This window comes from Pseudomonas sp. NFIX28 (assembly GCF_900107395.1).
GTDB lineage: Bacteria > Pseudomonadota > Gammaproteobacteria > Pseudomonadales > Pseudomonadaceae > Aquipseudomonas.
Genome location: NZ_FNPW01000012.1, coordinates 19,367 through 35,461 on the forward strand (window position 1 = coordinate 19,367; position 16,095 = coordinate 35,461).

General features: G+C 63.0%; 10 protein-coding genes. 7 read left to right on the forward strand and 3 right to left on the reverse strand.

The features are described from left to right. Positions 1–117: 117 nt before the first annotated feature. Complete coding sequence (locus BLV20_RS21450) at positions 118–1,689, reverse strand: L,D-transpeptidase family protein (protein ID WP_092304472.1); 1,572 nt, start codon at positions 1,687–1,689, stop codon at positions 118–120. A gap of 140 nt (positions 1,690–1,829) precedes the next feature. Between BLV20_RS21450 and BLV20_RS21455 the strand changes: the two genes are divergently transcribed. Next, positions 1,830–2,543, forward strand: coding sequence for a murein L,D-transpeptidase catalytic domain family protein (locus BLV20_RS21455; protein WP_092304473.1), 714 nt, complete (start codon positions 1,830–1,832; stop codon positions 2,541–2,543). A 9-nt stretch (positions 2,544–2,552) separates the two neighbouring features. Here the strand turns inward: BLV20_RS21455 and BLV20_RS21460 are convergent, their stop codons facing one another. Further along, the gene (locus BLV20_RS21460; protein WP_092304474.1) at positions 2,553–3,911 is read right to left on the reverse strand and encodes a response regulator c-di-GMP phosphodiesterase, NosR family; all 1,359 of its coding nucleotides are present in this window, start codon (positions 3,909–3,911) and stop codon (positions 2,553–2,555) included. A 215-nt stretch (positions 3,912–4,126) separates the two neighbouring features. On the opposite strand from BLV20_RS21460, the gene BLV20_RS21465 reads away from it, so the two are divergent. The 6 genes from BLV20_RS21465 (at position 4,127) to BLV20_RS21490 (ending at position 15,461) form a co-directional block, all read left to right on the forward strand. After that, the gene (locus BLV20_RS21465) at positions 4,127–6,403 is read left to right on the forward strand and encodes a GGDEF/EAL domain-containing response regulator (protein WP_092304475.1); all 2,277 of its coding nucleotides are present in this window, start codon (positions 4,127–4,129) and stop codon (positions 6,401–6,403) included. Continuing rightward, positions 6,400–8,268 carry a GGDEF and EAL domain-containing protein gene (locus tag BLV20_RS21470; RefSeq protein ID WP_092304476.1) on the forward strand — a complete coding sequence of 623 codons (1,869 nt, stop codon included), beginning with the start codon at positions 6,400–6,402 and terminating at the stop codon, positions 8,266–8,268. The genes BLV20_RS21465 and BLV20_RS21470 overlap by 4 nt, the downstream gene beginning before the upstream one ends. 27 nt (positions 8,269–8,295) lie before the next feature. Beyond that, entirely contained in the window at positions 8,296–9,249 is a 954-nt protein-coding gene (locus BLV20_RS21475) for a cytochrome-c peroxidase (protein ID WP_092304477.1), read from the forward strand. After that, the gene (locus BLV20_RS21480) at positions 9,246–11,057 is read left to right on the forward strand and encodes a DAHL domain-containing protein (protein WP_092304478.1); all 1,812 of its coding nucleotides are present in this window, start codon (positions 9,246–9,248) and stop codon (positions 11,055–11,057) included. The genes BLV20_RS21475 and BLV20_RS21480 overlap by 4 nt, the downstream gene beginning before the upstream one ends. Beyond that, complete coding sequence (locus BLV20_RS21485; protein WP_092304479.1) at positions 11,054–12,460, forward strand: ATP-binding protein; 1,407 nt, start codon at positions 11,054–11,056, stop codon at positions 12,458–12,460. Before BLV20_RS21480 ends, BLV20_RS21485 begins: the two co-directional genes overlap by 4 nt. Positions 12,461–13,259: 799 nt before the next feature. Next, entirely contained in the window at positions 13,260–15,461 is a 2,202-nt protein-coding gene (locus BLV20_RS21490; protein ID WP_092304480.1) for a TonB-dependent siderophore receptor, read from the forward strand. 64 nt (positions 15,462–15,525) lie between these two features. On the opposite strand, the gene BLV20_RS21495 is transcribed toward BLV20_RS21490, so the two are convergent. Beyond that, entirely contained in the window at positions 15,526–15,921 is a 396-nt protein-coding gene (locus tag BLV20_RS21495) for a hypothetical protein (protein ID WP_092304481.1), read from the reverse strand. Positions 15,922–16,095: the final 174 nt, after the last annotated feature.

Below are 16,095 nucleotides of genomic sequence, written 5' to 3' on the forward strand. Positions count from 1 at the left end.
AGTACTCCTTTCAAACCCTCTTACTTATTCAGATCGTTGCACGCCAACAGATGTTCAGCTGTTCCTGACCAAAGGCATGGCGCCTTTTGCAAGCCAAATGGCCAACCGCGGGGGCCTTCAAAGCTTGCTGTCCAGTGCCGCCAGCAAGGCCGCGTCGCGCCCGTAGATGTCCGGGGCGTAGGACAATTGGCCATGGCTGTCAGCCTGCGCCGTCCAATAAGTGAGCAGGATCGGCACCGGCGTCGACAGCCGGAACTCATGAGTGAGCCCGGTGCTCAGCAACTCATCGGTGCGCACCCGCTCCGCCGGGCTCACCAGCAGGTCGCGCAGTTGCAACGCGTGCTCGACACGCACGCAACCCGAACTGAAGGCCCTGGGCCCCTTGTTGAACAGCGACTGGCTGGGGGTGTCATGCAGGTACACCGAGAACGGGTTGGGGAAACGGATCGCCATCTGCCCCAGCGGGTTCCGGGGCCCGGCGTCCTGGCGCAGGAGGATATTGCCGGGGTTGTCCCAGTCGATATCTTCCACCGCCAGCGGATGCCCCTCGCTATCGAGCACTTGCAGGTTCTGCCGATTGAGGAAGGACAGGTCACGGCGAATTTCCGGCAGCTTGTCTTCGCGGAAAATGGTCGGCGGGACCGTCCAGGTCGGGTTCAGGGTCAGGCGCGTGACCCGGGATTTCAGCAAGGGCGTCTGGCGCTCGGCACGCCCTACCTGGGTGCGGGTCTGCCAGACCGGCACTCCGTCCTGATAGACGATCAGCTGCGCCGCGGCCAGGTTGACCAGCAAGCTGTCGGGCTCCATGTCCTGCGCCAGCCAGCGAAAGCGCTCGAGGTTGATGCGCAACTGTTCACGACGCATCTGCGGACTGATGTTCAATTCATTCAGGGTTCCCGCGCCGACCACCCCGTCGGCCTGCAGCGCATGGCTCAGCTGGAACCTCTTCACCGCGCTCACCAACTCGTCGCTGTACAGGATATCGACCTCATTGGCGAGGGTGCTCAGGTAACCCTCGCTGAACAGCCGACGCGCCAACTCCGGGACCCGCGCATCGTGCATCTGCGGGCGCAGCAATGGCCCGCCGGGCAGTGGTTGCCAATGGGGCAACGCCAGCTGGCGCTGCTGGGCATACAGCTCGCGCAGGTTCTGATACTGCTCAAGGCTCGGCCGGGCCTGGGCAAACGCGGCGGGGATGTCCAGCAGGCCGGGCCCGGCGATGGCCAGCACCTGCGACTGGCGATCCAGCGGCAAGGGCTCGGCGTGCCACATCGGCTCGAAGCGGGCTTGCGACAGACGGCCGAAATGCAGGTCATGCAAGGCTTGCAAGTAATGCTGGCTGAAGCTCAGGTCGGCGCACAGCGGGTCGTTGGCCAGCGCATTGGCCGGCAAGCGGTAGTCGGCGGGTTCCAGGCCATCGTCGGCCAATTGCTGCAATTGCGCCTGCAATGCCTCCAAACGTAAGGCCGATGACCAGATCGGCTGGTTGCCCTGCTGTTGATAAAACGCCAGCAACAGGCTCTGGGCGGGGATATCCAGGTGGGCCGCCAAGCCCGGACAGGCGGTGGGCAATTGGGTGAATACCCGTTGCACGGGGTTTTCAAGATCGACTGATACATCTTCGGCAGTCGCGACCAACGGCGCAGCGAGCAGGAAAACGCTCAAGTAACATGCGTGTTTTTTGAACAACTGCTTTACTCCAATCATGGCCATCAAATGTGATGGTCAACTTCGGCAGTGGCTGTGAAACCCTCCAACCACCTTTAACCAGAACTGCCAGGAGAGCGACAGGACGTCAGGAGCCAAAGCGACTGTGGGGACACTTTAGAATGCCGACCTTTTTGTGCCGACTCTGTCTGGCAATGACCACCCTAGGCGCGATCTGCAGCGCCGCGCTCGCCGCCAACAACACGACTCCGCCGCTTTACAACAGCCTCGCGCACGCCGCTCCAGAACTCAATCCCCAAGTGCTGAAAAGTGCCCTCCGCGCCGTGCAATGCGCGGTCAGCAGCGGTGCCAGGCAAGCCCGGCACCTGGCGGTCATCGACTATTCGCAACCTTCCACCGCCCGCCGCCTGTGGATCTTCGACCTGAGTAAAAGAACCCTGGTGCTGCGCGACCTGGTCGCCCACGGGCAGAAATCCGGGGAAAACTTCGCCACCCAGTTTTCCAATCGCATGGGCAGTTACCAGTCCAGCCTCGGCCTGTTCCGCACCCAGGAAAGCTATGAAGGCAGCCACGGTTATTCGCTGCGCATGGACGGCCTGGAGCCGGGTTTCAACGACCTCGCCCGCGACCGGGACATCGTGATTCACGCCGCCGACTATGTGAGCCCCCTGTGGAGCCGGCGCCAGGGCCGCATCGGCCGCAGCCTGGGTTGCCCGGCAGTGCGCCCGCAAGTCGCGCGCCAGGTGATCGACCGCCTCAAGGACGGCCAGTTCATGTTTTCCTGGTACCCGGACCAGCGGTGGCTGAAATCGTCGCCCTACCTCAATTGCCAGCCACGCCAGGTGGCCAGCATCGTCGCCGCCAGCGACGGCTGACCCCGACCTTCAAGCGGTGGCCGAAGCCACCGTTTCCGGCTCTTCGGGGATTTTGACGAAGATGCTGTATTTCGCCCCCTCCATCGCTTCAAAGGCGATGAGCTTGTCCACCAGCGGGCCGCTCAGCACCTTGCCGGCGTTGAGCAGCAGCATGCCGTTGTCGGCGTTCAGGTTGCGCGCCAGGGTCATGCCGGGTTCCAGGTCGCGCGTGGTCAAGACCTTGACCGTCGGATCGGCCAGGGTGACATCGCTCTGGTAAGCCGCGCAGACACCGACGAAGTCCTCCACCAGGTCGGGGTCGTAGAGCTTGCCCGCGTATTTGCGAATGAACAGCAGCGCCTCATCGCTGTTCATCTGCCGTTCGAGGATCAGCCCGCGTTGCAGCTCGATGAAATCCACGGCCAGCTTGAGCCAGCGTGAACCCAGCGGAATTGCCTCGCCCTTGAGGTGATCGGGAAAGCCGCTGCCATCCCAGCGTTCCTGGTGATGCAGGATAATGCGCGCCGCATCCTTCATCGGCTCCAGGGTCATCAGCAGCGACTCGCTCTGTTTCGGGTAGGCCCGGTACAGGTCGCGCTCGTTGTGGTGCAGCAGGTCCGCGGGCGCGGTCATCATGCTGTCGGTCCAGCTCAGCTTGCCAATGTTGTACAGCGCGGCGGCCATGGTCATGTTGCGGCTGTCGGCTTCATCCAGGCCATGGGTGATGCAATAGACGCGAATCAGCTCGATGATCTGCCGGTTGGTCTGCTTGGCCTTGGGCAGGCGCAGGTTGGCCAGCAGCGAAAACACCTCGGTGCCGGTCACGTAGCTGCGCTTGAGCTCTTCATACGCCAGGTCGAGCATGTCGGCGGTCTGCTGCAGCTCGGCGGTGCGCGCCGCCACGTGCTTTTCCAGGGTCGAATTGAGGGTTTTCAGTTGCTCGTTCTGCTGCCGGGTCAGGGCTTCCAGGCGCAGGCGCTCGCTTTCGGAATGGTGATGGGCCAGGGCCTGGCGCAGCGTTACCAGCATGTCCTCGTCGTTCCAGGGCTTGCTGATGTAACGATGAATCTGCCCTTCGTTGATGGCCTTGGCGATCAGGTTCATGTCGGCATAGCCGGTGAGCAGGATGCGCAGCGTCGACGGGTAGCGCTGATGGATCTGGGCCAGCAGGGTCGCGCCGTCCATGCCCGGCATGCGCGCATCGCTCATGACCACGTCGACCGGCCGTTGCTCGAGGATCTCCAGGGCCTTGGCGCCACTGTCGGCCAGCAGGATGTCGTAGGGCTGGCCGCGCAGCAGCCGGCGAAGGCTATTGAGAATCGACTCCTCATCGTCGACCAGCAGCACCGTCGATCTGCCCTGGGCTACGCCCGCTGTAGCTTCATCCATGTCTCCCCTCCTCCCTCGTTGACGTCGATCGGACGTGCCTTTCGGGACAGGCTAGATGACTTATAGCGTTTCGACATGAATTTGCTGTCGGCTGATTAGCGCATACAGGGGAGCCTGACTATGCTCAAGCCCACAATGGATTGCTTGTCCAGCAGCAGGGAGGGAAGCCCGATGAGCTTATGCACAAGGTCCCCGCGTTGGGTTGGAGCACGACGATGAAGCCATCGGCGGAGCAGACCAACCGACGCATCCTGATCGTCGACGACACGGCGTCGATCCACGAGGATTTTCGCAAGATCCTTGCCTCCGGGGAGGCTTCCCAGGACAGCCTCAGCGATACCGAAGCCGCCCTGTTCGGGACGCCCGTCAGCGCCTCGCTGGTGCAGTTTGTCCTCGACTCGGCGTTCCAGGGCCACGAGGCGCTGGACAAGGTGCAAGCGGCGCTGGACCGTGGCGCGCCCTATGCCATGGCGTTCATCGACATGCGCATGCCCCCCGGCTGGGACGGCCTGGAAACCATCGAGCGGCTGTGGCAGGTCGACCCCAAGCTGCAAATTGCCCTGTGCACCGCCTACTCCGACTATTCCTGGGAAGACATCGCCGAACGCCTGGAGCTGGGCGATCGCCTGCTGATCCTGAAAAAACCCTTCGATGCCATCGAGATCCGCCAGATGGCCAGCGCCCTGACGGTCAAATGGCAGATGACCGAAGACGCGGCGCTGAAAATGGACCAGCTGGAACAGGCGGTCGAGGAACGCACCCGCGAGCTGGCCGACGCCAACATCATCGTGCAGAACAGCCCCACCATCCTTTATCGCCTGCGAGGCGAGCCTTCGTTCAGCCTGATGTACATTTCCCACAACATCACCAAGTTCGGCCATGTGGCGGCGCAACTGGTGGGTTCGGCAGGCTGGGCCCAGGCCCTGATCCACCCCGAGGACCAGGCCAAGGTCGAGAGCGCCATGCTGCGGATCCTCGACCGGGACGTCGCGGGCGCCTCCATCGAGTTCCGCCTGCGCACCGGCGACGGCGCCTTTCGCTGGGTGGAAAACCGCTATATCCCGGTGCGCAACGACCAGGGGCAGTTGGTCGAGGTGGAAGGCATCATCCTCGACATCACCGAACGCAAGCTGGCCGAAGAAAAGATGTCGCTGATGGCCCGCACCGACGGCCTGACCGGGCTGGCCAACCGCGCCACCCTGATCGAGCGGCTGTACCAGGCCTTCGCCGCAGCCCGGCGAGGCGCCACGCCCTTTGCCATGTTTTACCTGGACCTGGACCACTTCAAGCGCATCAACGACACCCTCGGCCACCCCATTGGCGACCTTCTATTGCAGGAAGTGGCCCGGCGCATCAGATCCTGCACCCGGGAAAACGACGTGGTGGCGCGCCTGGGCGGCGACGAGTTCGCGATCCTGCAACTGGACGTCGAGGAGGCCACGCATTGCGCGGCGCTGGCGGCGAAAATCCGCGACATCCTGCTGCTCCCCTACTCCCTGGAAGGCAATGAGGTGCGCATCTCGGTGAGCATCGGCATCAGCCTCTACAGCCCGCAGACCCTGAGCGCCGACAGCCTGATGGCGCAGTCGGACATGGCGCTGTATCGCTCCAAGGACAAGGGCCGCAACCAGTTCCATTTCCACAGCGAGGAAATCAACCAGGAAGTCACGGACCGGGTAACCCTGGCCAACGATCTGAAGCTGGCCCTGGAGCGCGGCGAACTGCACCTGCATTACCTGCCGGAAGTCGACCTCGGCACCGGCGGCATCCTCGGCATGGCCACCCAGGTGCGCTGGCTGCACCCGCAACGCGGCTGGCTGGAGGCCGACGACTTCATGCCCGCGGCCGAGAAGACCGGCATCGTCATCGCCCTCGGCCATTGGCTGCTGGACCAGGCCTGCCGGCAGATGCGCATCTGGCGCGACCAGAACATGGCACCGCCGCTGATTGCGATTCGCCTGTCGCTGGTCCAGCTCAAGACCGGCCCGGAACTGATCTACGACGTGCTGCGCACCACCGCGCGCTGGAACCTGTGCCCGTGGGACCTGAGATTCGACGTGACCGAGGGCACCCTGGCCCAGACCAAGTGGACCCACAACGACATCCTGCCCAGGCTGTGCGAGCTGGGCGTGAAGATCGCCATCGACGATTTCGGCACCGAGTATTCCTCGTTCGACTACCTCAAGACCTACAGGGTCAACCACCTCAAGCTTGCCCAACGCTTTCTCGACAGCGCCAGCAGCGACCCGGACAACGCCATGACGCTGCGGGCCATTCTCAATTTCGCCCGCGAGGTCGGTATCGGGGTCACCGCTGAAGGAGTGGAAACCCAGGAGCAGCGCACGACCCTGATATCCAGCGGCACGCCACTGGGGCACTCGCCCGGCACGGCAGTCGACAGCGACCAGGCTGGCGAACTGCTCAAGGCCAGGTCAGCCATTGTGGAGGGCAGCGCCTGGTCGGTGGATCCGACGTCGGAGGATTTCAGGTGACCCCGTTATCCGTGGCGCCCAATCGGCGGATTCTGATCATCGACGACACGCCCGCGATCCATCAGGATTTTCGCAAGATCCTCAGTCCCGAAGACGAAGGTCTGCTGGGCAGCACCGAACCCTTGCTGTTCGGCGTCAACAGCAGGCCCCACCAGCACTTCCAGCTCGACTCCGCCTACCAGGGCAAAGAAGCCGTGGAACTGGTCAAGCGCGCCCAGGCCGAAGGCCGGCCGTATGCCCTGGCCTTTATCGACATGCGCATGCCTCCCGGCTGGGATGGCCTGCAGACCATCGAACACCTGTGGAAAACCGACCCGCAGTTGCAGGTCGCCTTATGCACCGCATTCTCCGATTACTCATGGGAAGCCATGGCCGAACGGATCGAATTCGGCGACCAGTTGCTGATCCTGAAAAAGCCCTTCGACAGCTTGGAGATCCGCCAGATGGCCAGTGCCCTGACCTGGAAATGGCAGCTGGCACAGGACGTGGCGAGCAAGATGCGCAACCTCGAACGGACCATCGAGGAACGGGTCCAGGAACTGCTGAGGGTGTCGCACCTGCTGCATTACGACGTGCTCACCGGGCTGCCCAACAGCACCCTGCTGGGCGACCGCCTGACCCAGCACTTGTCCCAGTCGCGCCGTCATGACCGCAGGCTGGCGGTGATGTTCATCGGCCTGGACCGGTTCAAACGCATCAACAACGCCCTGGGGCACCCGGCGGGAGACGAAATGCTCAAGCTCGTCGCCCAGAGCCTGGCGCTCACGGTACGCCAATCCGACTCGGTGTTTCGCTACGGCTCGGACGAGTTCGTGGTGATTCTCGGCGACATCCTGCATCCGCAGCAGACCCGCGGGGTGGCCGAGAAACTCCTTGCAGCGGTCAATACCCCCCACGCCGTGGCGGGCCACGACCTGACGGTTACCGCCAGCCTGGGCATCAGCATCTACCCCGACGACGGCACCGACGCGATCACGCTGATCAAGAAGGCCGAGACCGCGATGCGCAACGTCAAGGACTGCGGCCCCAACGACTTCAGCTTTTTCATCGAAGACATGAACCTACGCGCGCGCCAGCAGCAAACCCTGGAAACCGGCCTGCGCCTGGCCCTGCAGCGCGAAGAGTTCATCCTGCACTACCAGCCCAAGCTGGACCTGGTCCGGGGCACGGTGGTCGGTGCCGAGGCGCTGGTGCGCTGGAACCGCCCCGGCCATGGCTGCGTGTTCCCCTCGGAGTTCATCCCGGTGGCCGAAGACAGCGGGCTGATCGTCGCTCTCAGTCAATGGGTGCTGCGCCATGCCTGCCTGCAATCGCAGGCCTGGCAGAAGCAGGGCCTGCCACCCGTCTGCATGTCGGTGAATGTCTCGGCCATCGATTTTCGCCAGCGCGACTACGTCGAACGCCTTACCCGCACACTGAGCGAGACCGGGCTCGACCCGACGCTGCTCGAACTGGAAATCACCGAAAGCGTGCTGATGCAGAACGTCGACGCCACCATCGCCGCGCTCCGCGCCATCAAGCAGTTGGGCGTGCGCCTGGCCATCGATGACTTTGGCACCGGCTACTCGAGCTTGAGTTACCTGCAGAAGTTTCCCGTCGACGTGCTGAAGATCGATCAGTCGTTCGTGCGCGACCTGGGCACCGACAGCAATGACGCAAAACTGGTCAGCAGCATCATCGACCTGGGTAAAAGCCTCAACCTGAGCATCATCGCCGAAGGGGTCGAGACCCTAGAGCAGCTGGACTTTCTCAAGCGCCACCGGTGCGAGGAAGGCCAGGGCTTCTACTTCAGCAAGGCGGTGGAGGCCGATGCCTTCGCCCGTTTTCTAGTCAACTCACAGCAACCTCACCTGCCCCATCCATGAAGTTGTGTCTGGTAAGGAAACCAAACCATGTCGTCACTTGCATTACTTCTTTCGACTGGCTTGCTGTTCGCTCAAGGCGCCGACGCCGCGCCATTGGAAGGACCGCTCAAACCCCTACCCGCCGTGCCGGTGCTGGACAGCAGACGGGTCGAACTGGGTCGACGATTGTTCAATGATCCACGCTTGTCGGTGAATAACAGCCTGTCGTGTGCCAGTTGCCATCGTTTCGACCGGGGCGGTGCCGATACCGTCTCGCATTCCCTGGGTTTCGACGGCAAGCCCGTGGCGGTCAACACCCCGAGCGTGTTCAACGCCAGCCTGAACTTCCATCAGTTCTGGGACGGCCGCGGCGAAACCCTGGAAGACCAGGTACATATCGTGGTGCAGAGCCCCAGTGAAATGGGCAGCGACTGGAAAGTCGTGGTGCAACGCATCGCCGACGACCCGGCCTACCGCACCGCCTTCGCCGATGCCTACCCCGGCGGCGTGACCCAGGCCAACATCCAGGGCGCCCTGGCCGACTACGAACGCACCTTGCTCAGCACCAACTCGCGCTTCGACCAATACCTGGCGGGCAACACTGAAATTCTCGATATCGAGGAAAAATACGGCTACCAGCGCTTCCAGGAATATGGCTGCATCGCCTGCCACCAGGGGGTGAATATCGGCGGCAACATGTTCCAGAAGTTCGGCGTGCTCGGCGACTATTTCGCCACCCGGGGCAACCTGACCGAGGCTGACCTGGGGCGCTTCAACGTCACGGGCGAAGAAGACGACCGCAATGTGTTCAAGGTGCCGAGCCTGCGCAACGTCGCGGTCACCGCGCCGTACTTCCACGACGGTTCGCAAGCCACCCTCGAAGGCGCCGTGACAGTGATGTTCAAGTACCAGCTGGGACGCACCCCGTCCGAGGAAGACAAACGCCTGATCGTCAAATTCCTCAAGACCCTGACCGGTGAATGGGAAGGCAAGCCCCTATGAAAGTATCCCGTCGCGTAAGCATCCTGTTGCTGGCTGCCCTGGCGGTATTGATGGCTTCGGTGCTGTTGTTTCTCTACCTCAAGTTCGTGTCCGACCAGACCGTGACCTACACCGAATCCCGCGACCTGATCCGCCAGATCAAGCAGCAGGATTCGCTGTGGGAGAACGAAATACTCAAGGCCAGGGTGGCCATCACCCATAACTACGACCCGCTGGTTACGCCGCTGGGGGAAATGACGCGCCTGTGGAAGCAGTTCGATTCGATGGAGGCACAGAACCAGCGCTACGATTCGCCGCTGTGGCGCAACGCCCATGACGGCTACCTCAACGCAATAAAGGAAAAGACCCGGCTGGTTGAACAGTTCAAGTCGCACAACTCCGTGCTGCGCAACTCTCTGGCCTTCCTGCCGACCGCCGAGGACGACATCCAGCTGGAGCTGGCCCAACTGCACGACGCGGACAAATTGCAGCTGCAGAACATCGCCACCGATACCTACGACCTGTTGCTCAGCAGCCTGGAGTTCGCCCAGGTCACCTCCGCCGAAAGGGCCGCGGAGATCCTGGTGGGCCTGAACAAGCTGGCGGTCAACAAGGAACGCTTGCCCACGGAATTTCATGACCTGATCGACACCTTGAGCAACCACATCGGGCTGATCCTGCGCGAGCAGCCCAAGGTCAATCGCCTGCTCGAAGAAATAGAAGCGGTGCCGGTCGACGGACGCCTGGACGACATCACCGTCCTGCTCAACCGCGACCAGCAGCAGGCCGAGACGGTCGACCAGCGATACCATTTCTACCTGCTGCTGTTTTCCGCGCTGCTGGTGTTGCTGCTGATCTGGCTGGGTATTCGCCTGATCCGCAGTTTTGCCGAGATCAACCAGATGAACCGCGCCCTGGTGGCCGCCAACGACGAACTCGAGCAACGGGTCGAAGAACGCACGCGCCAGCTCAAGGACACCCAGAGCGAGCTGCTCGCCACTGCCCGCCAGGCCGGCATGGCGGAAATCGCCACCAATGTGCTGCACAACGTCGGCAATGTGCTCAACAGCGTGAACATCTCCGCCGACCTGGTCAGCCGCAAGCTGCGCAACAGCAAGGCCCAGGGGCTGGGCAAGGCGATGCAGTTGATCAACGAACACAAGCAGGACCTGGGCAGCTATCTCACCGAGGACGAAAAGGGCAAGTTGCTGCCCGGCTACCTGAACCAGCTGGTCGAAGCCATCGACCTGGAACAGCAAGGCATGGCCGATGAACTGAACCAACTGAGCAAAAGCGTCGACCACATCAAGGACATCGTCGCCACCCAGCAATCCTATGCGGGCGCCAGCAGCCTGCTGGAACCGCTGTCGGTCAGCGAGCTGCTCGAAGACGCGCTGCGCATGAACTCCGGCGCCCTCACCCGCCACCATGTGACCGTGCGCAAGGAATACGCCGACGTACCACTGATCATGGGCGACAAGCACCGGCTGCTGCTGATCCTGATCAACCTGATCAGCAACGCCAAGTACGCGATGTCCGATCAGTCCAACCAGACGCGCAACATGACCCTGGCCGCAGCGGTGATCGACGACGAGACCTTGCAGATCAGCGTGCGCGACGAAGGCGAAGGCATCGCCCCGGAAAACATGACCCGCATCTTTGCCCACGGCTTTACCACCCGCAAGGAAGGCCACGGGTTCGGCCTGCACAGTTGCGCCCTGGCCGCCATCGAGATGAACGGCCACCTGACCGCCCATAGCGACGGCCCGGGCAAAGGCGCGCTGTTCGTCCTGGAGATTCCCCTGATCCCCGCCGAGGTCGAGGCATGAGCAATCCGATAAACCGGCGCGTGCTGCTGATCGACGACACCCCGGCGATCCACGACGATTTCCGCAAGATCCTCACGCCCAAGACCGGCGACAGCGCCGACCTCGATGCGATGGAAAGCGCGCTGTTTGGCAGCGCGCCGAAAACCGCCGCCACGGTGTTCGAACTGGATTCGGCCTACGGTGGCCAGGAAGGCCTGGGCAAGCTGCTGGAAGCGGCGGACAAGGGACAACCCTATGCGCTGGCCTTCGTCGACATGCGCATGCCCGATGGCTGGGACGGCGCGCAAACCATCGAAGAACTGTGGAAGCACGACCCGTTGCTGCAGGTGGTGGTGTGCACCGCCTATTCCGATTATTCCTGGGACGAGCTGCTCGATCGCTTGAACGGCCACGACCGCCTGCTGATCCTGAAAAAGCCCTTCGACAATATCGAAGTCCAGCAGATGGCCAACACCCTCACCACCAAGTGGGAAATGACCTCGCGCGCGCAGCTGCAAATGAGCGAGCTGGAAGAACGGGTGGAGCAACGCACCCTGGCCTTCAAGCAGGCCAGCGCCGCGCTGCAACGGGAGATCGACGAGCGCAAGCTGCTGGAAAGCCAGCTGGTGCAATCGGAAAAGCTCGCCTCCCTGGGCCAGTTGGCCGCCGGGGTCGCCCATGAAATCAACAACCCGATCGGCTTCATTTCCTCCAACCTCGGCGCCCTGGACAACTACTTCAAGCGCCTGCAGGAAATGCTCCAAGCCTACGGCAACGCCGAAGCCGGGATCGGCGCCGGTGAACTGCGCGAGCAGTTGCTACGGCTGCGCACGGACATCGAGCTGGATTTTCTGCTCGAGGACATCCCCCTGCTGATCAAGGAGTCCAAGGACGGCATCGGCCGGGTCAGCCAGATCGTCAAGGACCTCAAGGACTTTTCCCGGGTCGACTCGACCCAGGAATGGCAATGGGCGGACTTGCAACAGGGCATCGACTCGACCCTGAACATCGTCGCCGCCGAGATCAAGTACAAGGCCGACGTGATCAAGGAGTATGCCGAGCTGCCGGAGGTCGAGTGCCTGCCGTCGCAGATCAACCAGGTGGTGATGAACCTGATCGTCAACGCCGCCCAGGCCATGGGTAACGAACGGGGCACCATCACCCTGCGCAATGGCATCGAGGGCGAGAACGTGTGGATCGAAGTGGCCGACAACGGCTCGGGCATCCCGCCGGAGAGCCTGCAGAAAATCTTCGATCCGTTTTTCACCACCAAGCCCGTGGGCCAGGGCACCGGGCTCGGGCTGTCGCTGTCCTACGGCATCGTCAAGAAACACCGGGGCGACATCTCAGTGCGCAGCGAGGTCGGGGTCGGCACCACCTTCCGCGTCGAACTGCCCGTGCACCAGAGCAGAAAAACCGGCTGAGCACCGGCCACAGGCACTGCTCCGCTCTTGTAGGAGCCAAGCTTGCTGGCGAAGCGGCCCACGCGGTATTCCAGGCCAAACACCTTCGCGGGCAAGCCTCGCTCCTACGGCGGGTGCAAGGCTCAACACACCACCAGTCGCCCTCGTAGGAGCCAAGCTTGCTGGCGAAACAGCCCACGCGGTATTCCAGGCCAGACACCTTCGCGGGCAAGCCTCGCTCCTACGGCGGATGCAAGGCTCAACACACCACCGATCGCTCTCGTAGGAGCCAAGCTTGCTGGCGAAGCGACCCACGCGGTATTCCAGGCCAAACACCTTCGCAGGCAAGCCTCGCTCCTACGGCGGATGCAAGGCTCAACACACCACCAATCGCCCTCGTAGGAGCCAAGCTTGCTGGCGAAACAGCCCACGCGGTATTCCAGGCCAGACACCTTCGCGGGCAAGCCTCGCTCCTACGGCGGATGCAAGGCTCAACACACCACCGATCGCTCTCGTAGGAGCCAAGCTTGCTGGCGAAGCGACCCACGCGGTATTCCAGGCCAAACACCTTCGCAGGCAAGCCTCGCTCCTACGGCGGGTGGGGATGCGGGGGGCTTGATCTCTTGTATGATGGCGCGCTTCAAGAATGGGTCGCCGATTTCGTCTTACCAATGACCACCGGAGCACATCCGGCCTGACGCCTTCAGGGCGCGCAGCGCTTCCCCCATATAAAAAACAGCACGACGCTTTCCCGAGCGCGCCAGGGCCTCTATGCCAGGAGTTCGCCTGGCCCGGGATCGCAGCCGTCGAGGAGCTTTTCATGGATATGCTTTACCGGGTTTCCCGCCAGGGGCTGCCCGCCCCGCGGTTCGCGCTGAACCTGTTGAGCCAGGGCCTGGGGCTGAGCCTGCTGCTGGCCAGCGCCACGCCCGCCGCCCAGGCCGCCGACACCGAACTGCCAGCGCTCACCGTGACCGGTGAAGACTCTTCCGGCTATCAGGCCGACAGCGCCGCGGTCGGCGGTTTCGAGGCCGCGCCCCTGCTCGACACCCCAGCCTCGATCGCGGTGATCAACGATGCCTTGATCAAGGACCAGCAGGCCCGCCTGCTCAGCGAAGTGCTGAAGAACGACGCGTCGGTGGGAGAAAGCTATGCGCCGGTCGGCTATTACGAGAACTTCACGGTCCGCGGTTTCTCGCTGAATGCCGCCAACAGCTACCAGATCAACGGCCGCAGCATCACTGGCGAGCAGAACGTCGGCCTGGAGAACAAACAGCAGGTGGAATTGCTCAAGGGGCTGTCCGGGCTGCAGAGCGGTGTCAGCGAACCCGGCGGGCTGATCAACTACGTGACCAAGCGCCCTACCGATGTGCGCTCGGTCACGGTGTCCACCGACGATCGCGGCAGCGGCTATGTGGCCACCGATGTCGGCGGCTGGTTCGGCAGCGAACAGCAGTTCGGCCTGCGTGCCAACCTGGCCCACGAAGATATCCATTCCTACGTCGAACACACCAATGGCCAGCGCGACTTCGCCTCCCTGGCCTTCGACTGGAACATCAGCCCCGACGCCCTGCTGCAACTGGACGTCGAATACCAAACCAAGGAACAGCGCTCGGCCCCGGGCTATCAATTGCTCGGCGGCTCGAGCCTGCCACACCACGCCTCGCCGAAAAAACTCCTGGCGCACCAGAGCGGCTCGAAGCCGGTCAGCACCGACGCGCTGAACCTCAACGGCAACTTCGAGTACCGCTTCAACGAACAATGGAAAGGCAACCTCAGCGCCTCGCGCAGCCGGGTGGTGATCGATGACTACAGCTCGTTCGCCTGGGGCTGCTATGGCGCTGCCAGTTGCGCCGGCGCGGCGGTGCCCAACTACTTCAGCCCCGAGGGCGACTACGACATCTACGACTTCCGCAGCCCGGACGATACCCGGCGCAACGACGAGGTACAGGCGGTCCTCAGCGGCAGCTTCGACACCGGCGGCCTGGGCCACGAACTCAGCGTCGGCAGCAGCGCGTTCCGCCGCGTGGTGGACAAACGCGACCCGATCAACCAGATGATCGGCAGCGCCAACATCGACGGCGAGCCGCAGGATTTCCCGCGTTACGACGGGCCGCTCAACGACTCCTATCGCCGCCTGGACAGCCGCCAGTACGGGCTGTTCTTCAACGACCGGATCAGCTTCAACGAACATTGGCAGACCGTGCTCGGCGGGCGCGAAGTACGCCTGGACGAAGAAACCTTCGACAGCCAGGGCGACACCACCCGGCACACCCAGCGTTATGTGTTCCTGCCCCAGGCCGCGCTGATCTACAAGCCGGTGCAGAACCTGGCGCTGTACACCCGCTACAGCAAGGGCCTGTCCCTGGGCGGCGAAGCGCCGTGGTTCGCCAGCAATGCCTTTGAAATCCTCGCGCCCACCGTGTCGCGGCAGATCGAGGCCGGCATCAAGTATGACTGGCAGCGCATCAGCCTGGCCGCGGCGCTGTTCCAGATCCGCCAGGCCTACCAATACTCCCGGCCGAATGGCGACGGCACGTTCACCTTCACCCAGCAAGGCGAACAGAAGAACACCGGGCTGGAGCTCTCGGCCAATGGCTGGGCCACGCAACGCCTGCAAGTCTCGGCCAGTGTCGCGGCGATCCGCGCACGGGTCACGGGCAGCGATACGCCCGAGTACGAAGGTCATCAGGCGCTCAACGTGCCGACCCTGCGTGCCAGCCTCTACGGCGACTACGCCCTGCCCTGGTTCGACGGCCTGGCGCTGCTCGGCGGCGTGCAGTACAGCGGCCGTAAATACGCCAACCGCGAGGGCGAGGTGCAGACTGGCAGTTATGCGGTGTTCAATATCGGCAGTCGCTACAGCACCCGCATCGACGGCCATGAGACCGTGTTCCGGCTGACCGTGGACAACCTGTTCGACAAGCGCTACTGGCGCGACGCCGGGGAATACATGGGCGACGGCTACCTGTTCCAGGGCGCGCCCCTGACCGCGCGCTTGAGCGCCTCGATCAACTTCTGATCGCCCCGCCTGCCCGGGTGCTCTTCCTGACGAGCGCCCGGCAGCCCCGCGGCAACGGCCTGCGTTACTGGAACGCGTCGACCAGGACGTCGAAGATCATGTGATTCGAGGTCCTGACCAGCAACAGGTCGGAGCCCGCACGCCACCATTGGTAGCCGTCATAACGCGGTAATTGCTGGACCAGCCGGGCGTTCAAGCGTCGTGACTGTGCGGGCATGGTCTTGCCGCGACGGATGTTCTGCCTGGCGTCCGCCGGCAGCGCCGCGGTCGGCCCCCAGTCGCGCCTCGACGCCTGCAACAGCGTTTTCACCTGGTAGTAATTGACCACGGGCAGGCGATCCCAATTGGCATGGTCATTGGAGTATTGGGCACTTGCCTGGGTGCCTGGTGCGGCACCGGCAACCGGCGGGATCGATAGCAGAATCGAGACGATCGGGATTAATGCACCAGCTCTGAACATCGCCTTCTCCAGGCATCATTGCGTCGAGCTTATGGAAAGGAATTTCCCGACATTAGTTCCCTGCCGGTATGGCAACGACGCCACGGTTCGCAACGCGCCATGGGCGCAAGGCCGGTGGGCGGCGCGCGAAGGCAAGCCGCTTGAGCCCGCCGACAAACAAAAACGCCGCTCCTG

What these genes read in the sequence shown, in the direction of transcription:
- BLV20_RS21455 (WP_092304473.1), top strand. Translation starts at nt 1,830, where the DNA reads ATGCCGACCTTTTTGTGCCGACTCTGTCTGGCAATGACCACCCTAGGC.
- BLV20_RS21460 (WP_092304474.1), bottom strand. Translation starts at nt 3,911, where the DNA reads ATGGATGAAGCTACAGCGGGCGTAGCCCAGGGCAGATCGACGGTGCTG.
- BLV20_RS21465 (WP_092304475.1), top strand. Translation starts at nt 4,127, where the DNA reads ATGAAGCCATCGGCGGAGCAGACCAACCGACGCATCCTGATCGTCGAC.
- BLV20_RS21475 (WP_092304477.1), top strand. Translation starts at nt 8,296, where the DNA reads ATGTCGTCACTTGCATTACTTCTTTCGACTGGCTTGCTGTTCGCTCAA.
- BLV20_RS21480 (WP_092304478.1), top strand. Translation starts at nt 9,246, where the DNA reads ATGAAAGTATCCCGTCGCGTAAGCATCCTGTTGCTGGCTGCCCTGGCG.
- BLV20_RS21485 (WP_092304479.1), top strand. Translation starts at nt 11,054, where the DNA reads ATGAGCAATCCGATAAACCGGCGCGTGCTGCTGATCGACGACACCCCG.
- BLV20_RS21490 (WP_092304480.1), top strand. Translation starts at nt 13,260, where the DNA reads ATGGATATGCTTTACCGGGTTTCCCGCCAGGGGCTGCCCGCCCCGCGG.
- BLV20_RS21495 (WP_092304481.1), bottom strand. Translation starts at nt 15,921, where the DNA reads ATGTTCAGAGCTGGTGCATTAATCCCGATCGTCTCGATTCTGCTATCG.